The organism is Actibacterium mucosum KCTC 23349 (assembly GCF_000647975.1).
Classification (GTDB): Bacteria; Pseudomonadota; Alphaproteobacteria; order Rhodobacterales; family Rhodobacteraceae; genus Actibacterium; species Actibacterium mucosum.
In genome coordinates, this window is the sequence record NZ_JFKE01000001.1 from 415,501 (window position 1) to 431,705 (window position 16,205).

15 protein-coding genes are annotated in these 16,205 nt (G+C 57.8%); 9 read left to right on the forward strand and 6 right to left on the reverse strand.

The features are described 5' to 3' along the window. Nucleotides 1–37: 37 nt before the first annotated feature. Nucleotides 38–1,543 carry a phosphate ABC transporter substrate-binding/OmpA family protein gene (locus tag ACMU_RS01995; RefSeq protein ID WP_236626168.1) on the forward strand — a complete coding sequence of 502 codons (1,506 nt, stop codon included), beginning with the start codon at nt 38–40 and terminating at the stop codon, nt 1,541–1,543. Here the strand turns inward: ACMU_RS01995 and radC are convergent. The 3 genes from radC to dnaK all read right to left on the reverse strand — a co-directional run bounded on the left by radC (nt 1,540) and on the right by dnaK (nt 5,494). Further along, nucleotides 1,540–2,301 (reverse strand): RadC family protein, encoded by a 762-nt coding sequence (gene radC / locus ACMU_RS02000; RefSeq protein ID WP_035255591.1) that lies wholly within the window; start codon nt 2,299–2,301, stop codon nt 1,540–1,542. The two genes, ACMU_RS01995 and radC, sit on opposite strands and share 4 nt — an antisense overlap. Before the next feature lie 45 nt (nt 2,302–2,346). Continuing rightward, nucleotides 2,347–3,492, reverse strand: a complete 1,146-nt coding sequence (dnaJ, locus tag ACMU_RS02005) for a molecular chaperone DnaJ (RefSeq protein WP_035255592.1) — start codon at nt 3,490–3,492, stop codon at nt 2,347–2,349. A gap of 73 nt (nt 3,493–3,565) precedes the next feature. After that, the gene (gene dnaK / locus ACMU_RS02010; RefSeq protein ID WP_035255594.1) at nt 3,566–5,494 is read right to left on the reverse strand and encodes a molecular chaperone DnaK; all 1,929 of its coding nucleotides are present in this window, start codon (nt 5,492–5,494) and stop codon (nt 3,566–3,568) included. Between the two features lie 169 nt (nt 5,495–5,663). Here dnaK and ACMU_RS02015 point away from each other — a divergent pair, with 169 nt between their 5' ends. Continuing rightward, the gene (locus ACMU_RS02015; protein WP_051587797.1) at nt 5,664–6,311 is read left to right on the forward strand and encodes an alpha-ketoglutarate-dependent dioxygenase AlkB family protein; all 648 of its coding nucleotides are present in this window, start codon (nt 5,664–5,666) and stop codon (nt 6,309–6,311) included. Here the strand turns inward: ACMU_RS02015 and ACMU_RS02020 are convergent, their stop codons facing one another. Further along, nucleotides 6,312–6,572 carry a hypothetical protein gene (locus tag ACMU_RS02020; RefSeq protein ID WP_035255596.1) on the reverse strand — a complete coding sequence of 87 codons (261 nt, stop codon included), beginning with the start codon at nt 6,570–6,572 and terminating at the stop codon, nt 6,312–6,314. It abuts the gene before it with no gap. A gap of 74 nt (nt 6,573–6,646) precedes the next feature. After that, a complete protein-coding gene (locus tag ACMU_RS02025; RefSeq protein WP_035256069.1) occupies nt 6,647–7,468 on the reverse strand; it encodes an ABC transporter permease in 822 nt (273 codons plus the stop codon). 118 nt (nt 7,469–7,586) lie between these two features. Between ACMU_RS02025 and cysQ the strand changes: the two genes are divergently transcribed. The 7 genes from cysQ to ACMU_RS02060 all read left to right on the forward strand — a co-directional run bounded on the left by cysQ (nt 7,587) and on the right by ACMU_RS02060 (nt 15,718). Further along, nucleotides 7,587–8,396 (forward strand): 3'(2'),5'-bisphosphate nucleotidase CysQ, encoded by an 810-nt coding sequence (gene cysQ, locus ACMU_RS02030; RefSeq protein WP_035255597.1) that lies wholly within the window; start codon nt 7,587–7,589, stop codon nt 8,394–8,396. Next, nucleotides 8,397–9,197: a 3-deoxy-manno-octulosonate cytidylyltransferase gene (locus ACMU_RS02035; RefSeq protein WP_035255598.1), complete on the forward strand. Its 801-nt coding sequence runs from the start codon at nt 8,397–8,399 to the stop codon at nt 9,195–9,197. A 212-nt stretch (nt 9,198–9,409) separates the two neighbouring features. Beyond that, nucleotides 9,410–10,306 (forward strand): UTP--glucose-1-phosphate uridylyltransferase GalU, encoded by an 897-nt coding sequence (gene galU / locus ACMU_RS02040; RefSeq protein ID WP_035255600.1) that lies wholly within the window; start codon nt 9,410–9,412, stop codon nt 10,304–10,306. A 236-nt stretch (nt 10,307–10,542) separates the two neighbouring features. Further along, on the forward strand, nt 10,543–11,451 hold the full coding sequence (locus ACMU_RS02045; RefSeq protein WP_236626169.1) for a glycosyltransferase family 2 protein: 909 nt from the start codon (nt 10,543–10,545) through the stop codon (nt 11,449–11,451). Between the two features lie 166 nt (nt 11,452–11,617). Beyond that, nucleotides 11,618–12,604 (forward strand): glycosyltransferase family 2 protein, encoded by a 987-nt coding sequence (locus ACMU_RS02050; protein WP_035255602.1) that lies wholly within the window; start codon nt 11,618–11,620, stop codon nt 12,602–12,604. 17 nt (nt 12,605–12,621) lie between these two features. Then, nucleotides 12,622–14,313, forward strand: a complete 1,692-nt coding sequence (locus ACMU_RS02055) for a DUF5927 domain-containing protein (RefSeq protein WP_035256070.1) — start codon at nt 12,622–12,624, stop codon at nt 14,311–14,313. Next, the gene (locus tag ACMU_RS02060; RefSeq protein WP_035255604.1) at nt 14,306–15,718 is read left to right on the forward strand and encodes a TraB/GumN family protein; all 1,413 of its coding nucleotides are present in this window, start codon (nt 14,306–14,308) and stop codon (nt 15,716–15,718) included. Before ACMU_RS02055 ends, ACMU_RS02060 begins: the two co-directional genes overlap by 8 nt. Here ACMU_RS02060 and ACMU_RS02065 read toward each other — a convergent pair whose 3' ends face one another. Next, the gene (locus ACMU_RS02065) at nt 15,719–16,183 is read right to left on the reverse strand and encodes a PTS sugar transporter subunit IIA (RefSeq protein ID WP_035255606.1); all 465 of its coding nucleotides are present in this window, start codon (nt 16,181–16,183) and stop codon (nt 15,719–15,721) included. Nucleotides 16,184–16,205: the final 22 nt, after the last annotated feature.

Consider the following 16,205-nt stretch of genomic DNA (forward strand, 5'->3'; position numbering starts at 1 on the left):
ACGTTTTTTGTGCGCGGCGATTTTCGCCGCGCTTTCCATGTTGTGGACCCCCTTGCATGCGCAAGATGTAACGCTGACCTCGCGGGACGGCGAAATTGCGCTTTCAGGGACTCTTTTGACCTTTGATGGTGAGTTTTACCGGCTGCAAACCGAGTTCGGCGAACTGGTGCTCGACGGGCAAGGGGTATTGTGCCGCGGTGTTGGTTGCCCAAATCTCGAAGACTACGTGGCCGAGTTCACCGTTGCAGGTAGTCATGCCATTGGCGACACGTTGCTGCCTGCTTTGTTGGAAACCTATGCGGCACGGCGTGGGCTTTCGGTAAGGCGGGTTGTGCGTTCTGACTCAGATTTCGACATCGAACTGGCGGATCCCGGCACCGGTTTTGATGTGGCGCGCGTGGGGTTTCGCTTGTCCGACAGCGACGGTGGCATGGCGCGGCTGTTGCTGGGCGAAGCAGATATCGCCATGACCCTGCGCGAAGCCAGCGAGGCCGAGATACAGGCAGCAAGGGCTGCGGGGCTGGGCGACATCTCTGCCCCCGGGCAGAACCGCATCCTGGGCCTCGATGCGTTGGTGCCGGCAGTGGCGCGCGGCAACTCAACCAACCAAATCACGGTCACGATGCTGGCCTCGATGCTGGCGGGGGCTGTGCCGGAATGGCCCGCAACAGGGGGTCCTGTGTTGCTGCAAGGGCGGTCGTCGCGCAGCGGCCCGGCACAGGTGATCCGGTCACAGGTTCTGATGCCTGCTGGCTTCGAAGCGCCCGCGGAAATGAACCGACACCCGGACGAGGCCGCGCTGAGCGATGCAATTGCGCGCGATCCTCTGGCGTTGGGCATGGTGCGGTTGTCCGAAATTGGCAACGCGGTGCCTTTGGCCGTGGCAGGAGATTGCGGCATGCCGGTTCTGGCGGATCGGCAGCGGCTGAAATCGGGGGACTACCCGCTGACGCTTCCTCTGTTCCTCTATATGCCACAGAAACGCCTGCCGCTGTTTACGCGAGAGTTTCTGGCCTTTCTCCGAAGTCCGCAGGCACAGCCCACCATCCGCCGCGCCGGGTTTGTGGATCAGGGCCGGGAAGAGATCCCATGGGCCGCGCAAGGCACGCGTCTGCTGAACGCAGCGCGCGTGGCCGAAGCCGACATTCCTTTGTCCGAATTGAAACGCATGACCGATGCACTGACCGGCGCGCGGCGGCTTACGACGACGTTCCGGTTTCGCGGGGGGGCCAGCGCGTTAGAGCCGCAATCGGCCGGCAATGTTGCCGATCTGGCCAAGGCCATCGAAAGTGGTGCCTTTGACGGGCGCGAGCTGCTGTTTGTCGGCTTTTCGGATGGCGAGGGCGACTGGCAGGTGAACCAGCGCTTGTCGGCCCAACGCGCCCGCACGGTGCGCGACGCGGTAGTCAAATCGGCGTTTTCGGCCGATTTCGCGCAGGTCCGGATGCAGGTTCTGGGGTTTGGTGAGGTGATGCCGATGGCGTGCGACGATGCCGAATGGGGCCGCCGCGTGAACCGGCGGGTCGAGGTTTGGGTGCGTTAAAGATACCCGGCTGACCGAAAGCTCAGCTCGCGCGATTTGCCGACGATGATATGGTCATGCAATGTCAGGTTCAGCGCCGCAGCGGCGGTTTCGATCTGAGCGGTCATGGCGATATCGGCGTCTGACGGCGTGGGGTCGCCCGAGGGGTGATTATGCACCAAAATCAACGCACTGGCGTTTAATTCCAGCGCGCGTTTAACCACCTCGCGCGGGTAAACCGGCACGTGGTCGACGGTGCCGCGGGCCTGTTCCTCATCTGCAATCAGCACGTTCTTGCGGTCCAGGAACAGCACGCGAAACTGCTCGGTCTCGCGGTGGGCCATGGTGGTGTGGCAATAGTCCAAAACCGCGTCCCAGCCCGAAAGCACATGCCGGTCAATCACACGGGCGCGGGCCAGGCGGTGGGCGGCGGCCTCGACAATCTTCAACTCTTGCACCACCGATGGCCCAACGCCGTCGACATCCTGCAAACGCGCAATAGGGGCCGACAGCACCCGGTTGAAGTCACCGAAATGATCCAGCAAGCGACGGGCCAGCGGTTTGACATCCTGCCGGGGAATGGCGCGGAACAGGACAAGTTCCAGCAGCTCATAATCGGGCATCGCCCCCGCCCCCCCTTCCATAAAGCGGCTGCGCAGGCGTTTGCGGTGATCTTTGATATACGAGGGCAGGCGCCCGCCCTTGGGCAAAACCGGGCTGGCGGCGCTTTCATCAAAAAGCGGCAGAGGCGGTTCAGAGAACGAGTCGGCCCGGGTCATGGGCCGACTGTGACAATTTTAGCTAAATGAACGGTTAACGCGCGATTAGCTCTTCATCCCGTCCCAGAAATTCTTCACGCGACCAAAGAAGTCCGAGCTTTCGGGATTGTTCTCTTCGCTCAGCCGGTCGAACTCGCGCAGTAGCTCTTTCTGCTTGGATGTCAGCTTGACCGGAGTTTCCACCGCGATCTCGATGAACATATCGCCCGACGGGCCGCCGCGCAGCGCGGGCATCCCCTTGGCACGCAGGCGCATCTGTTTGCCGGTCTGGCTGCCGGCGGGGATTTTCACCCGGCTGCGGCCACCGTCGATGGTGGGCACCTCGATATCGCCACCCAGCGCGGCCGTGGCCATCGACACAGGAACAAGGCACGACAAATGCTGCCCTTCGCGCTGAAAGATCTGGTGTTCGCGGATCTCGATGAAGATATACAGATCGCCCGGCGGGCCACCGCGCATGCCGGCCTCGCCCTCGCCCGACAGGCGGATCCGGGTGCCGGTATCCACACCGGCGGGGATGTTCACGTTCAGCGCGCGGTCTTTTTCGACGCGTCCGTGGCCGTGGCAAACCTTGCAGGGGTTCTGGATAATCTGGCCGGTGCCGTTGCAGGTGGGGCAGGTGCGCTCAACCGTAAAGAAACCCTGCTGCGCGCGGACCTTGCCCATGCCCGAACAGGTGGGGCAGGTGGTTGGCTCGGCTCCGCCTTCAGCACCGGTGCCGTCGCAGGCACTGCAGGTTACCGAGGTCGGCACGTTGATTGCTTTTTGCAGGCCGGTATAGGCCTCTTCCAGGCTGATCCGCAGGTTATAACGCAGGTCCGAACCACGCACGGCACGCTGCCGTCCGCCGCCTCCGCCGCGGCCACCCATCATGTCGCCAAACAGGTCGTCAAACACGTCCGAGAACGCGCTTGCAAAGTCGCCTTGACCACCAAAGCCCTGTGCGCGTCCGCCACCCATACCGCCTTCGAAGGCCGCGTGGCCATACCGATCGTAGGCTGCTTTCTTGTCGGGGTCTTTCAGCGCGTCGTAGGCCTCGTTGACCTCTTTGAACTGCGCCTCGGCATCTGGATTGTCCGCGTTGCGGTCGGGGTGCAGTTCTTTGGCCTTGCGACGGTAGGCTTTCTTCAGTTCGTCGCCCGAGGCGCCTTTGCCTACGCCCAGAACGTCGTAATAGTCGCGCTTTGCCATCTAGCTTTCCCTTGCTCGAGAAGTGCGCGGGCCGGCCCCTTTCGGGACCGGCCACAAGCGTTCCGGTCCGCGATCAGCGTTTGTCGCTGTCGTCGAGATCCTCGAAATCGGCATCAACGATATCGTCGTCAACGGCGCTGGGCTCGTCCATGTCGGCGGGCTCGGCGTCGTCGCCGCCGGCTGCTTCCTGCTGAGCCTTATAGATGGCTTCGCCCAGTTTCATGGCCGATTCGGTGACGTTCTGGATGCCGCTCTTGATCTTCTCGGCGCTGGCGCCTTCGTCTTCCAGCTGATCCTTGAGCGCAGCAATGGCCAGTTCGATCGCCTCGATGGTGGTCGGGTCGACCTTGTCGTTATGCTCTTCCATCGACTTCTCGGTCGAATGGATCAGGCTTTCGGCCTGGTTGCGGGCCTCAACCAGTTCCTTGCGCTCTTTGTCGGCCTCTGCGTTGGCTTCGGCGTCCTTGACCATCTGTTCGATGTCGTCATCCGACAGACCGCCCGAGGCCTGGATCGTGATCGCCTGCTCTTTGCCGGTGCCTTTGTCCTTGGCGTTCACGGTCACGATGCCATTGGCGTCAATGTCGAAGGTCACTTCGATCTGCGGCAGGCCGCGCGGAGCGGGCGGGATCTCTTCCAGATTGAACTGGCCCAGCATCTTGTTGTCGGCCGCCATCTCGCGCTCGCCCTGGAACACGCGCAGGGTCACGGCGTTCTGGTTGTCTTCGGCGGTCGAGAAGATCTGCGACTTTTTGGTCGGGATCGTAGTGTTGCGGTCGATCAGGCGGGTGAACACGCCACCCAGCGTTTCGATACCCAGCGACAGCGGTGTCACGTCCAGCAGCACAACGTCCTTCACGTCGCCCTGCAACACGCCGGCCTGAATGGCGGCGCCCATGGCCACAACCTCGTCCGGGTTCACACCTTTGTTCGGCTCTTTGCCAAAGAACTTGGACACTTCGTCCACAACCTTGGGCATGCGGGTCATACCGCCGACCAGAACCACCTCGTCAATGTCGCTGGTCGACAGACCTGCGTCTTTCAACGCAGCCTGACAAGGCTTCAGCGAGCCTTTGATCAGGTCACCCACCAGGCTTTCCAGCTTGGCGCGGGTCAGCTTCATCACCATGTGTAGCGGCTGACCGCCATTGGGGTCCATGCTGATGAAGGGTTGGTTGATCTCGGTCTGTTGCGAGCTGGACAGTTCGATCTTGGCTTTCTCTGCGGCCTCTTTCAGGCGCTGCAGGGCCATCTTGTCCTTCGACAGATCGACACCGTTTTCCTTTTTGAACTCGTCCGACAGGTACTGCACGATGCGCATGTCGAAATCTTCGCCGCCCAGGAACGTGTCGCCGTTGGTCGACTTCACTTCGAACAAGCCGTCATCGATTTCCAGGATCGTCACGTCGAACGTACCACCGCCAAGGTCATAAACGGCGATGGTTTTGGTTTCTTTCTTGTCCAGACCATAGGCCAGTGCGGCGGCGGTCGGCTCGTTGATGATACGCAGCACTTCCAGACCGGCGATCTTGCCGGCGTCTTTGGTGGCTTGGCGCTGTGCGTCATTGAAATAGGCAGGAACCGTGATCACGGCCTGGGTGACGTCTTCGCCCAGATAGCTTTCAGCGGTCTCTTTCATCTTCTGCAGGGTGAAGGCCGAGATCTGGCTGGGCGAGTATTTTTCACCCTTCACTTCGACCCAGGCGTCGCCATTGCCGCCATCCACGATGGCATAGGGCACAAGCCCCTTATCCTTTTCAACTGCCGGGTCGTCCACGCGGCGGCCGATCAGGCGTTTTACGGCAAAGATCGTATTGTCTGGGTTGGTGACGGCCTGGCGTTTTGCCGGCTGGCCCACAAGGCGCTCGTCATCCGTGAATGCTACAATTGAGGGGGTGGTCCGTGCACCCTCGGCGTTTTCGATAACGCGGGGTTGGGCACCATCCATGATGGCGACGCACGAGTTTGTTGTCCCGAGATCGATCCCGATGACTTTAGCCATTTTACTCTACCTCTTCCTTCGGCGATGTTATGGATTGCGGAGCCTCTTCGAGGCCTCCACCCTCCGATCCCATTGTGGCCAAGCCTCTGCCTGCACCACGCTACTGGGCGTATATAGGGACGGCCACATAGCGCTACAAGTCGCGGAAGCCAAGCAAAAGAGGGCTGATATGCAAGAAAATCGAGTCAAATCGGGGGTTTTCGCCACAGGTGGTGCAGAGGCGATCCGGCTGCGTGGCTTTGATATACATCCCGGTTTGCTGAACGCCGACGCGCAAGCAGCTTTGGTTGAGGAACTGAGGGGCGTTACCAAGGCCGCGCCGTTGTTTTCGCCGGTGACACCTTACGGCAAACCGATGCGTGTCCGGATGACCTCAATGGGCAAATTTGGCTGGTTTTCAGACCGTTCTGGCTATCGATACGAGGGCAAGCACCCCAGTGGTGTGGATTGGCCGCCGATTCCCGAACTGGTCTTGACCCTGTGGCGGGATCTGACCGAACTTGAACGCACACCGGATTGTTGTCTGCTGAACTTCTATGACTCCAACGCACGGATGGGGATGCATCAGGACCGGGACGAAGCGGATTTCAGTTATCCCGTGGTCTCGATCTCGTTGGGTGATTCGGCCCTTTTTCGCATTGGCAACGAAACCCGCGGTGGCAAAACCGAAAGTATATGGCTGAACTCGGGTGACGTGGTGGTGATGGGCGGCGCGGCGCGGCTGACCTATCACGGGGTCGACCGCATCCGCGCCGGATCGTCAACTTTGTTGCCCAAAGGTGGGCGGATCAACCTGACTTTGCGCGTTGTGACCTGATCATTGCGGGCAAGGGGCATAGGTAACCCGGCCATCGGGATAGGTATAACGGCATTCAGGTCCTTGCGCGGCGCCATGGGCGGCAACACCGGCAACCGCGCCTAAGGCAGCACCCAGCGCCGCACCTTTACCTTCGTTTTGGCCGGCTGTGGCTGCCCCCACAGCAGCACCCAGCAACGCGCCGGTTGCGGCGCTTTGTTCCGTCGTGTCGCAACCCGCCAACATGGTCAGGATCGCTGCGGAAAGGATGAGAGGTTTCATAATGCACTCCTTGAAGGGCGGAATCGCCCCGTTCAGGTCATGCAATCTGGGTGGCTATTGGATGTTATCCAATGTCACTTGCCGGCGAACCAGCTGGCAGAGGCGTGTTTCCGCGTATAGAACTCGCCCATCAACCCGATGATGATCAACGCCAAGGACAGGTAAAGCGGGTAAGTGATCGAGCTGAAATGCGGATTATAGTTGATGAACGTGAATCCGCGCGCTTGATCGATTGCGTGAAACAGCGGGTTCCAGTCAAACAGCGCCAGCATCGACCCCGGCAGCGTGTTGGCCAAAAACATCTTTCCTGACGAAATCATGTTCGCGCGCTGATACACGGTAGAGATCATTCCGACGAGACCGGGCGCCCAGGGCTTGAGCGCCAAAAGGAGCAGGCCAATGGCCACACCGGAAAACCACGCCAGAATGACCATGCCCATGGCGCCGACCGGCTCTTCAATCGTGATTGGAGTGAACGCCACGTGATAGACCAGCAGGATAACAAAGACCGAAAGGATCTGAATATACAGCGTGCTGATGGCCGCCGCTGAAATCGCCACGATCGTGTTCATCGGAGCGTGCTGCATCATTGGCGATGTCGGTCCTTCGGACCCGACAATTGCCCCCAAGGACTTGTTGTGCGTGATGAACAGAAAGATCCCCGTCATCAAGTACAGCAAAAAGTCGCCGCGTATCGCCATGCCACGCAGGCCAAGGATTTCAAACATCACATAGAAGACCGCAACAAAAAGCACGGTTTGCATAACGTTCGAGATCAAACCAAGCAGCGGGTTGCCGTGGGTTCGGCGCACGTGCCGGACGGACGCATGATAAATCAGCGTCATCAGTGCAAATGCACTGTTAGCGGGCGATTTGTACTTCTTTTGCACAAACATCGAGTGTCCTGCCTGCTTGGTCACGCATTGCGGCGCAAAGGCGCCTTGCCGATCTGTTTTGACAGGATCATAAGGGCGTTGACGAAATCTTACAACGATGGCGGCAATTGACGCTGCAATGGAGATCAAATTGGATTTTGAAAAATTTGAACAAATCAGCCGCAAGGCGGCGCTTTTGGCCGGTGCGAAGATCATGGAGATCTACAACTCCGATGATTTCGAGGTAAAATCGAAGTCGGACGAAAGCCCGGTGACCGAGGCTGACGAAGCCGCGGACGCCATGATCAGTGAAATCCTGGCCGAAGCGTTCCCAGATACTCTGATCGTAACCGAAGAGCAGGCCGACAGCCACGCGCAGACCGCCGACAGCTTTTTGATTGTCGATCCATTGGACGGCACGAAAGAATTCGTGAAACGCCGTGGCGAGTTCACGGTGAACATCGCGTATGTCGAGAACGGAACACCTGTACGTGGTGTGGTATATGCCCCTGCCAAAGACCGGCTGTTCTACACCAAGGCTGATGGTGCCTCGGTCGAAGAAACCGGCGATCTGGCTTTGGACGTTGTCGGTAATCAGAAAGCTCTGAGCGTTTCGAACCCCGACAATGACGCGCTGATGGTCGTGGCTTCGAAATCGCACCGCGATCAGGCCACCGACGATTATATCGCCAAATACAGCGTCAGAGACATGACCAGCGCCGGTTCGTCGCTGAAGTTCTGCCTGATCGCAACAGGCGAAGCTGACATCTATCCGCGCCTTGGTCGCACGATGGAATGGGACACCGCCGCAGGCCACGCTGTGGTTCTGGGTGCAGGCGGCAAGGTTCTGCGTTTTGACGATCACACGCCACTGACATACGGTAAGCCGATCTACGAGAACCCGTTCTTTATTGTCGCGTCGCCTGATGTGGTTCTGAAAGAGGCCTAATTGAGCGTCCTGATTGCTATCCCGGCGCGTTATGCGTCAACGCGTTACCCCGGAAAACCATTGGTGCCTTTGACAGGTGCCGGTGGTGAATCCAAAACGCTGATCCAACGTTCGTGGGAGGCCGCAATGGCCGTTTCAGGCGTGGATCACGTTGTGGTCGCGACGGATGACGATCGCATTCGCGAGGCGTCCGAAGCATTTGGGGCCGAGGTTGTGATGACTTCGGAAAACTGTGCGAACGGAACAGAGCGTTGTTCGGAAGCGTTCGAGAAGTTGGGCCGAGACTTTGACGTCATCGTGAACTTGCAAGGCGATGCGCCGCTGACACCGGCGTGGTTTGTCGAAGATCTGGTGGCAGGCCTGCGCGCTGATCCGACGGCCGAAGTTGCCACGCCGGTTTTGCGCTGTGACGGTGCGACGCTGAACGCCTTTCTTGCCGACCGACGCGCAGGCCGCGTTGGTGGAACGACGGCGGTTTTCGGTGCTGGCAGCAAGGCGATGTATTTCTCGAAAGAAGTCATTCCTTTTACGGGCAAACAGTTTGATAACGAAGACCCGACCCCGGTCTTTCACCATGTTGGCGTTTATGCCTATCGCCCCGGCGCCCTGTTGGCCTACCCTACGTGGCCAACCGGGCAGCTTGAGCAGTTGGAAGGATTAGAGCAATTGCGCTTCATGGAGCGGGAACGGCCCGTACTGTGTGTCGAGGTCGAGGCCCGCGGGCGACAATTCTGGGAACTAAACAACCCGGAGGACGTGCCGCGAATCGAGGCAATGATGCGCGATATGTCGCTTGCTTAGGCGACTGTCATTGAAACACGTACCAAAATGGCCAAACTGAGTTCATTAGGACGCACACCCGCGAAATCTTGGTGAAAGCGTTCATGTTTCACGGTGTTCATTGTATTTTTGTTCACGGTTGCAACAAAAGTTTAAGCTTACTGGTGCACTAACACGAAGGTATGCCCCGCGCTATTTGCGGGTGCTGTTCGAAGGGACATTTGAGGTGAAATATGCAGCGTAAAGTTACGAAGGCGATCTTCCCTGTTGCGGGGCTGGGTACGCGATTTCTGCCGGCCACCAAGTCGGTGCCGAAAGAGATTATGACCCTGGTGGATCGCCCGCTGATTCAATACGCAATCGACGAAGCACGTGCGGCCGGGATTAAGGAATTCATTTTCGTCACCGCACGCGGCAAAAGTGCGCTGGAAGACTATTTTGACCATTCGCCGATTTTGGAGAATGAGCTGCAAAAGAAGGGCAAGACGGAACTTCTGGAAGTTCTGAAGTCCACGGATATGGAAAGCGGCGCAATCGCATACATCCGTCAGCAGAAGGCGCTGGGTCTGGGTCATGCTGTTTGGTGCGCACGCCGCCTGATCGCGGACGAGCCTTTTGCCGTTATTCTGCCTGATGACGTTATCGCAGCCGAAACACCCTGCTTGCAGCAGATGGTTGAGGCCTACCAGGAAACCGGTGGCAACATGGTTGCTGCCATGGAAGTGGCCCCTGAAAAAACAAAGGCTTACGGTGTGCTCGATGTCAGCGAAGACATGGGCAACATGGTGTCTGTCAAAGGTATGGTTGAAAAGCCCGCCCCGGAAGAGGCTCCGTCCAACCTGGCTGTGATCGGTCGCTATATCCTGACACCCCAAGTTCTGCGCAACATCTCTGCGATGAAAAAGGGTGCCGGTGGCGAGATTCAGCTGACCGACGCAATTGCGGATGAAATCGGTAAGGAAGACGGCGGTGTATACGGCCTGCGTTTCCGCGGTCAGCGTTTTGACTGTGGGTCCAAGGCTGGCTTCCTGCAGGCGACTGTTGCCTTCGGTCTGGCGCGCGAAGATCTCCGCGACGAATTCGGCACCTATCTGGAAGAAATGGTTTCGGTGCGTAACGCCGCGCAATAACCAACGCTTCCCCATGTTTGAACCCGCGCGGATTTCCGGGCGGGTTTTTTCTTTGTCGTTGCGCGGTATAAAGACCAAAACCGTGACGCGAGGGCAGGGTGCCAACACTATCCGAGCTTTGGGATGCTTACCGAATGCGCTGGACGCGCCGGCGTCTGTTGTTTCGTGCGCTTCGGAAACGGAGACAACTTAAAACGTTTCGCGATCACACCAAGGCAATTGCCAAAAACGACATCTTGTTGTTCGCCTGCGTGCGCAATGAAGAGGCGCGTTTACCTTATTTCCTGGACTATTACCGCAAGATGGGTGTTGGTCACTTCCTGTTTGTCGACAACGGCAGCAATGACGCGACATCTGACATTTTGGATGCGGCCGATATCTCGGTCTGGACGACGGACCAAAGCTATCGGTTGTCCCGGTTTGGAATGGATTGGGTGACTTGGTTACAGATTAAACATGGCCACGGACATTGGTGTTTAACTGTCGATGCCGACGAGTTGCTAATCTATCCGTATCACGAGACCGAAGACCTGCATGCCCTGACCCGCCGCCTGGATCGCGACGGCAAACGGTCTTTTGGTGCCCTGATGCTGGACCTTTATCCCAAGGGCCGGCTGTCCGACGCGCCCTATGTGCCTGGTGAAGATCCGACACAGCAATTGGAATGGTACGATCCCACCGGTTACCCAACCAAGTATCAGCCCCCTTTGCGCAACATGCTGATCCGCGGTGGCGCGCGCGGGCGGGTGTTTTTTGCGTCCGAGCCTGAACGTGCACCGACATTGTCGAAGGCGCCGTTGGTGAAATGGAATCGCCGATTTGCCTATGTCAGCTCCACCCACTCTGTCTTGCCCCGTCGTCTGAACAATGTCCGCGACCCGAAGGATGGGAAAATACCTTCTGGCATCTTGCTGCACACGAAGTTCCTGAACGTTGTTGTCGAAAAGTCCAGCGAGGAAAAAATGCGTAAAGAGCACTTTGCGAATTCCGAGCTGTACAACACCTATTATGATGCCGTGTCCGCGGACCCGGTTTTGTGGTTCGAAGGTTCGGCAAAACTGGGCAGCTGGCACGAGCTGCAAGCCCATAGTTTGATGTCTTCCGGCCACTGGCTTCCGGAAAACACTGATTTACTTGATTCTTGAGCCTGCGTATTGTTTTTGGAAACGATACAATAATGGCGGTGCAGGCGGCATTGGTACAATAGGTGGATGATTAAAGGTCGGTTTACGCGTCCTTTCTAAACTGCCAGCCACGCGGTCGAGCCAAGGAATATCGAGGGGACTGTTGGGCGCTCTTTCTTCATATCGCATGCGGCTCGAACGCAAGCGGCTGCAGATTCGTGCGGCCCGCAAGCGGTTTGAGCTGACTGAGGTGGTGAACCGTACCAAAGCGATCAAAAAGGGCGACGTTCTGGCCTTTACCACGCTTCGGAACGAAGTCGTGCGCCTGCCTTATTTCCTGCAGTACTATCGTCAAATGGGTGTCGTCCATTTTATCATGGTCGACAACGGTTCGGATGACGGATCGCGCGAATACCTTGCTGATCAGCCCGACGTTTCATTGTGGACCACCACGCACAGCTACAAGAAGTCGCGGTTTGGAGTGGATTGGCTGAACGGGCTTCAACGCAGGTATGGGCACGAACATTGGTGCCTTGTTGTCGATGTGGACGAACTGTTCATCTATCCGTTCTGTGACACACGACCTATTGGTGCGCTGACCGACTGGTTGGATTCCTCGGACGTGCGGTCCTTTGGTGCGATGTTGATCGATATGTACCCGCGTGGCCCGATTGAAGAACAGCTCTATCGCTCGGGTCAGGACCCGCTGGAAATCACCTCGTGGTTTGACAGCGGCAATTATACGATCCGAAAGAACCACAAGTTCCTGAACCTCTGGATACAGGGCGGGCCACGTGCACGTGCGTATTTCTATGACGAGCCCGACAAGGCCCCGGCGCTGAACAAGGTTCCCTTGGTCAAGTGGCAGCGCGGCTATGCCTATGCCAGTTCTACCCACATGCTTGTGCCTCGTGGTCTGAACCTTGTTTACGACGAATGGGGTGGGGAAAAGGCGTCTGGTTGTTTGCTGCATACCAAGTTCCTGAACACCTTTGCTGACAAGTCCGAAGAAGAAATGGACCGCGGTCAGCATTATGCTGACAGCTTTGAGTACAAGGCGTATCGGGATGGGTTGCAGGCCGACACGTCGCTGTGGTGCAAGTGGTCCGAGAAATACATCAACTGGCGCCAGATGGAGATCCTGGGCTTGATGTCGAAAGGCAACTGGGCTTGAGCGGCGTCGGTTTCATCATGCTGGTTCACACAGCGATGGACCGTGCGGCGTCAGTTGCCAGGCATTGGGCCTCCAGCGGTTGTCCGGTGGTGATTCACATCGACAAGTCGGTGAAGCGCGCGCAGGTCAAAAAACTGAAAGAGGCTTTGGTAGACCACCAGAACATCAAGTTCTGCAAGCGGCACAAGGTGGAATGGGGCACGTGGTCCTTGGTTGCTGCAACACAAAGCGCGGCCGAGATGATGTTGAAAGAGTTTCCTCTGGTCAGGCATGTCTATCTTGCCTCGGGCTCGTGCCTGCCGTTGCGCCCGGTGAACGAATTGCAGGACTATCTGGCCAGCCGTCCACGAACGGATTTCATCGAGTCGGCTACGACAAATGACGTGCCTTGGACCATCGGTGGGTTTGATCAGGAACGGTTTACACTACGTTTTCCGTTTTCGTGGAAAAAGCGGCGCAAGCTGTTTGACTGGTACGTCCGGTTTCAGCGTCGCCTTGGCTATAAACGGCGCGTTCCACCGGGGATGGTGCCGCATCTGGGATCGCAGTGGTGGTGCCTGACACGTGAGACATTGCAGGCGATTCTCGAAGATCCGGAACGCCAGATGTATGACCGGTATTTCCGACGGGTCTGGATTCCGGATGAAAGCTATTTCCAGTCGCTGGCGCGTTTGCACAGCCAAAACGTGGAAAGCCGGTCACTGACCCTGTCCAAGTTCGATTTCCAGGGTAAACCGCATATCTTTTATGACGACCACTTGCAGCTTTTGCGGCGCTCGGACTGTTTCGTTGCGCGCAAGATCTGGCCCAAAGCGGACAAGCTTTATTCCTCCTTCCTGTCCAACGATCCTTCGGTCACCAAGAATGCCGAGCCGAATCCGGGCAAGATTGACCGGCTGTTCTCAAAGGCGGTTGATCGCCGGGTACGCGGTCGGTCGGGGCTGTATATGCAAAGCCGCTTTCCGCGTGACGGGTTCGAGAACGGCAAAACCTGTGCGGGTTATTCGGTGTTCGAAGGCTTTACCGAACTCTTCGAAGATTTCGAGACATGGCTGTTCAAAGTTGCCGGGGGGCGCGTGCATGGCCATCTGTTTCACCCCAAGGGCGTGCAGTTTTCGGGCAAGGAAGCCTTCTATAACGGCGCGCTCAGTGACAGTGCCGCCTTGCGCGATGCGGCGCCCAGTTCGTTCCTGACCAATCTGGTCTGGTCCACACGAGGCGAACGGCAGTGTTTCCAGTTTGGGCCGGGCGACGAACAGGGTGTCAGTTGGTTTATGGCCACAGACAGCAACGCGCAGATCTCGGTTATTTCTGGCGCTTGGGCGGTGCCGTTGTTCAAATCTTCGAACAATTTCTCGTTTATCCGGCGCGAAGCTGCAGCCCTGCAAAAGATCGAGGCGCAGCATCTGGACATTCTAAGGTCGCAATACACCAACGCGCGTGTCCGTATCTGGACCATGGCAGATTTTATCCTGAACCCGATGGAGCCGTTGCAGATCATCATCGACGAGATTGCGCCGCGCGGTCGTCATCGGCTGACCGAGGCCCCAAAAATGGCAGATCTGACCGGCTTTGGGCAGTTTTTGCAGGATCTCAAGAATCAGGGAATGCATCCGTATCTGATGGGCGATTTCCCGGTGGGTGATGACCCGCGCAGCCGTCCGAAACCTGGCCGGCGGCCATATCTGGTGAAATCGACCGATGTTTGAAAGCTTTGTTGTTCTGGCCGAAATGCGGACCGGGTCAAACTATTTGGAAAGCAATCTGAACGCATTTGATGGGATCACTTGCTACGGCGAGGCGTTCAATCCGTTTTTCATTGGCCACAAAGGTAAAGAACGCTTGTTGGGTGTTACCCGCAAGGAACGCAACGACGCGCCCGAGCGATTGTTGGGGGCTATGAAAGGTCAGACCGAGGGGATATCCGGGTTTCGCCTGTTCTTTGATCACGATGCGCGGGTCCGAGAAGCGGTTCTGAGCGACCCGACCTGCGCCAAGATCATTCTGACCCGCAACCCGTTGGACAGCTATGTGTCGCTGCAGATCGCCCGGCAGACCGGGCAATGGATGCTGACAGACGCGCGACACAAAAAGGCAGCAAAAATCACCTTTGATCCCGTCGATTTCGCCACCTACCTGCATCAGGTTCAAACTACGCATCGCGAAACGATGGCGCGGCTGCAAGCCACCGGTCAGGCCGCGTTTTTTGTGCGCTATGACGACATCGGAAACCTGGACGTACTGAACGGGTTGGCGACATATCTGGGGGTTTCGACACGGCTGGAATCGTTGTCGGGAAAATTGAAAAAGCAAAACCCCGCCGCGTTGGAAGACAAGGTTGCGAATTTCGCCGAGATGCGCGCCGCCATCGCCGAGATGGACCTGATGGGCCTGTCGGAGGTCCCGCAGTTGGAGCCAAAGCGTCACGCCATGGTGCCAAGTTATGTGGCCGCGACAGGCGCTCCGCTATTGTACATGCCGGTTCCGGGCGGACCTGTTGAACAGGTGGAAAGTTTTCTGTCGATGCTGGGTGAAGAACCTTTGCGGCGGGGATTCAATCAGAAAGCCCTGCGCCAGTGGAAGCGGCAGAATCCATCGCATCGCAGCTTTGCCGTTGTCACGCATCCATTGCTTCGGGCGCATCGGGTGTTCTGTACGAAGATCCTGCCCACCGGACCCGGTAACTTTCCCGAGATACGCAATACCCTTCGCCGCGTCTATGACCTGCCACTGCCGGATGACGGACCCGGTACTGGCTATTCGGTGCGTGACCACCGAAAGGCATTCTTGGCGTTCCTGAAGTTCCTGGGCGACAATCTTGCCGGCCGGACCTCGATTCGGGTGGATGCAGCATGGGCCAGTCAGCACGTGGTGCTGGAAGGGATGTCTGGGTTCACTTTCCCAGACATGGTAATTCGCGAGGAAGACATGGCCGACGCGCTGCCATTTCTCGCGCGCCAGACCGGTTTGGACGACATTCCGGCAATGTCCGATCCCGTCTACGAGCAGCCGTTTCAACTGATTCAGATCTACGACGGTGCAATCGAAAAAGCCGCGCGGGATGTATACCAGCGCGACTTTATGACATTCGGCTATCGGGCTTTTGTCGCCTGATCAGGCTGCCTTGGACGAGGGCGGTTCGGTCAGGATGGCGAACATGGTTCCCGCGTCATCGTTGGCGCGCAGTTTGGTACAGATTGTCGGGTCGCGCAGAACGCGAGAAACCGAGGCCAGCGCCTTAAGGTGATCAACGCCCGACTCGCGCGGAGCAAACAGTGCAAAGATCAGGTCGACCGGTTTGCGGTCCACCGCGTCGAACTCCAACGGACGTTCCAGGCGCAGAAACGCGCCCACGACATTGTCCAGCCCGTCCAACCGCGCATGCGGCAGGGCAACACCCTGGCCCACGCCGGTGGGTCCAAGGCTTTCACGTTCCAGAAGCGCGTCAACGACACTCGCAGAATTCAAGCCATAGTGGCTGGCCGCGATTTCGCCCAGATCCTGAAACAGCCGCTTTTTCGACGACTGCGATCCAAAAAGTTTAACGGCCTCAGGTTTGAGGATACTCGAAATTTCCATAGGTCCTGTATTTCTTTGCCGC